The organism is Actinotalea sp. (assembly GCF_041597215.1).
GTDB lineage: Bacteria > Actinomycetota > Actinomycetes > Actinomycetales > Cellulomonadaceae > Actinotalea.
In genome coordinates this window covers 1-3,101 of sequence record NZ_JBFHHB010000312.1, presented here as the reverse complement: position 1 = coordinate 3,101, position 3,101 = coordinate 1, and the positions used below count along the sequence as shown (strand labels likewise).

General features: G+C 69.4%; 3 protein-coding genes and 2 pseudogenes. 2 read left to right on the top strand and 3 right to left on the bottom strand.

All coding sequences use genetic code 11. The features are described from left to right. The 3 genes and pseudogenes from ABWK99_RS15210 to ABWK99_RS15200 all read right to left on the bottom strand — a co-directional run. Nucleotides 1–332, bottom strand: a pseudogene (locus ABWK99_RS15210) (transketolase family protein); the annotation flags it as partial. Beyond that, on the bottom strand, nucleotides 329–1,243 hold the full coding sequence (locus tag ABWK99_RS15205; protein WP_372595537.1) for a transketolase: 915 nt from the start codon (nucleotides 1,241–1,243) through the stop codon (nucleotides 329–331). The gene ABWK99_RS15205 and the pseudogene ABWK99_RS15210, both read right to left, overlap by 4 nt. 1 nt (nucleotide 1,244) lies before the next feature. Beyond that, complete coding sequence (locus tag ABWK99_RS15200) at nucleotides 1,245–1,607, bottom strand: cupin domain-containing protein (RefSeq protein ID WP_372595536.1); 363 nt, start codon at nucleotides 1,605–1,607, stop codon at nucleotides 1,245–1,247. A gap of 404 nt (nucleotides 1,608–2,011) precedes the next feature. Between ABWK99_RS15200 and modA the strand changes: the two genes are divergently transcribed. Together modA and ABWK99_RS15190 are read left to right on the top strand one after the other, a co-directional pair. Next, entirely contained in the window at nucleotides 2,012–2,812 is an 801-nt protein-coding gene (gene modA / locus ABWK99_RS15195) for a molybdate ABC transporter substrate-binding protein (RefSeq protein ID WP_372595535.1), read from the top strand. Beyond that, nucleotides 2,809–3,101 (top strand): annotated as a pseudogene (locus ABWK99_RS15190) (hypothetical protein); the annotation flags it as partial. The gene modA and the pseudogene ABWK99_RS15190, both read left to right, overlap by 4 nt.

The window sequence follows — 3,101 nt, the reverse complement described above, 5'->3', positions numbered from 1 at the left end:
CCCGCGTAGCTCGGCGTGATCTTCACGTTCGCACCGGTCTGCGCGATCTGGACCCGGATCTGGTCGAGCGGGCGGACGACCGCGAATGCGGTGAACGTCGAGATGAACGGGATCAGGCCCGTCGTCGCGAGGCCGGCCGCCACGCTGAGCATGTTCTGCTCCGCGATCCCCATCTCGAGGAATCGATCCGGGTGCGCGGCCTCGAAGATGTCGGCCTTGGTCGAGCTGGCGACATCGGCGTCGAGCACGACGATCCGCTCGTCCGTGTCGGCCATCGCGGTGACGACCCTGCCGAAGACCTCACGCTGGGCCAGTCCCATGGGAAGTGTCATCGCGAAACCTGCTCTCCTGCGTCGTCGGTCGCCCCGAGGTCGGCGCGTGCCCGCGCGTAGTCCTGGGGACTCAGTGGCTTGCCGTGCCAGGTGTAGTCGTTCTCCATGAAGGACACGCCCTTGCCCTTGACCGTCGCGGCGACGATGCACGTGGGCCGGTGCTCCTCGTCCTTCTCGAGGGCGATGGCGAGGGTGCGGAGGATGTCGCGCATGTCATGGCCGTCCATCTCCAGCACCCGCCAGCCGAACGCCCGCCACTTGTCGGCGAGCTGTCCGGGAAGGTGCGGTGGCTGGACGTTGCGGAAGCCGGTCTCGCTGCGGTCCGTCAGCCAGCCGAACTGCTGCAGCCGGTTCTCGTCGACGATGACGATGAAGTTGTCGAGCCGCTGGCGGGCCGCCGACATGGCGCACTCCCATACCTGGCCCTCCTGGCTCTCTCCGTCGCCGACCATGGCGACGGAGACGAAGTCCTTGCCCAGGACGCGTGCGCCGAGCGCCATGCCCATGGCAGCGGAGACCCCCATGCCGAGCGAGCCGGTCGACATGTCGATTCCCGGCAGGTGGGTCATCTCAGGATGACCCTGGAGCCTGGAGTGGAGGGCGTCGAAGGTCATCAGCTCCGAGACGGGCAGGTAGCCGCGATGGGCCATCGTGGAGTAGAGCCCGATGGCGGAGTGTCCCTTGGACAGCACGAAGCGGTCGCGGTCCTCCCACGCGGGCTCCTCCGGGCGGATCCGCAGCACCTTGAAGTACAGCGCCGTGAGGATGTCCGTTGCTGACAACGGACCGCCGAGGTGGCCGACCTGGGCGAAGTTCACGGCCTCGATGATGGAGATCCGGACCTGCCGGGCGATCTCCTCGAGCTCGGCGATCTCCGCGTCGTCGACGTCGAGGTCTGGGCGGGGTGCCATGTCAGTTCTTCTCCTCGTAGGAGCCAGGACGAACCGGAGGGGTGAAGACGCACAGGAGCTCGAGGTCCTCGGGCCCGTCCGACTCGGTCGCGTGGAAGGTGCCGGGCGCGACGTGGACGAGGACCCCAGGAGTCATCTCCGCCGTGGCGTCGGGGGAGACGATGCGACCCCGCCCCTTGACACAGAAGATCGTCTCCTCCTCTGCGGGGTGGATGTGGCCCTCGGGTCGGGAGCCGGCGGGGTAGACGGACAGCCCGATGGAGAGGTTCTCCGCGTTGCTGCTCCACGGCGTGAAGTAGGTGTGGAACTGCCGGCCGGGCAGGAAGACGGTCTCGGCGTCTCCCAGGACGTAGCGCGTGATCATGACGACCACACTCCCTTCTCGCCGATCGCCGACCGACGATGGTCAGATTATCGATGATTCAGCCTAACGAGCCGCTCGGTGCTCCGTCAAGGCAGCCCTGGCGTCGGCGGTGGCCTTGCCCGAGCGGGTAAAATTGCTGTTCGGAGGCCTGCGAGGCCAAGCAGTGTTCATCGTCACATTTCATCGATGATATGGCTGGGCGGTGCGAGGATTGCGCGGAGCGTCGGGAGAGGAGTGCTCATGGGGCAGATCCGCGGATGCGGGAGGAATGGGGCTGTGGGGCACTTCTGTCGGCTGTCTGGTCCACAGAACGCCGCTGCGGAGGTAGCGTGATCCGCGACGCCCGCGAGACCGCGGTGCGGTCACCTCGCAGGTGCGGCCTGCACGACGCTGGGGAGGGGTCCGTGCCTCTCGTGTCGCGCGCAGTGCTCGGACTCGTCCTGGTCTCGCTGCTCGCCCTCGGCGCTTGCGGCGCGTCGGAGGGGCGGGACGGTACGGACTCCACGCCGGTCGCGTCCGACGAGGCCGTGGTGAGCGGCCCGATCACCGTGCTCGCCGCCGCCTCGCTCACGGAGGTCTTCGAGTCGCTCGGGGAGGCGTTCGAGCAGGCCCACCCGGGTGCCTACGTCACGTTCAGCTTCGCGGGCAGCTCGGCGCTCGCGACGCAGATCGAGCAGGGAGCACCAGCCGACGTCTTCGCCTCCGCGAGCGAGGCGACCATGGACCTGGTCGTGGAGGCCGGGGCCGTGCTCGAACCGGTCACCTTCGCGACCAACTCCATGCAGATCGTGGTCCCCGTGGACAACCCTGCGGGAGTCTCCGGGCTCGCCGACCTGGCCCGGACCGACGTGCGTGTGGCCCTGTGCCAGCAGGACGTTCCCTGCGGGGTGACCGCCCGGCGGGTGCTCTCCAGCGCCGGCGTTGCGGTGACCCCGGTGACCCTCGAGTCCGATGTGAGGGCGACCCTGGTGAAGGTGGAGCTCGGCGAGGTCGACGCGGCGATCGTGTACCGCACCGATGCCCTGGCGGCCGGGGACTCCGTCCTGGCGATCCCCGTCCCCGATGACGTCAACGACTCCACGGCCTATCCCATTGCCGTGGTGTCCGGCTCGAGCAGGCAGGAGACGGCACAGGCCTTCGTCGACTTCGTCCTGTCGGCCGAGGGGGCGCGGGCGCTCGCGGACGCCGGGTTCGGCAGCCCGTGACCGATCAGCGCCAGGCGCTCGGCGCCGAGTCCGTACGCCAGGTCCCCCGGCCGCGCGCCGCCCGTCGTCGGAGGGAACGCGTCCCGCTCCCGCTCGCGGCGCCAGCCGTCGTCGCGGTGGCCTTCCTCCTCGTGCCCCTGCTGGCGCTCGTGGTCCGCGCGCCCTGGTCGAGGCTCGGCGAGCTCCTGGCCGAGGGCTCTGCGGTGCAGGCCCTCCGGCTCTCGCTGGTGACCGCCACCTCGGCGACGGTCCTCTCCCTGCTCCTCGGGGTGCCGCTCGCCTGGGTCTT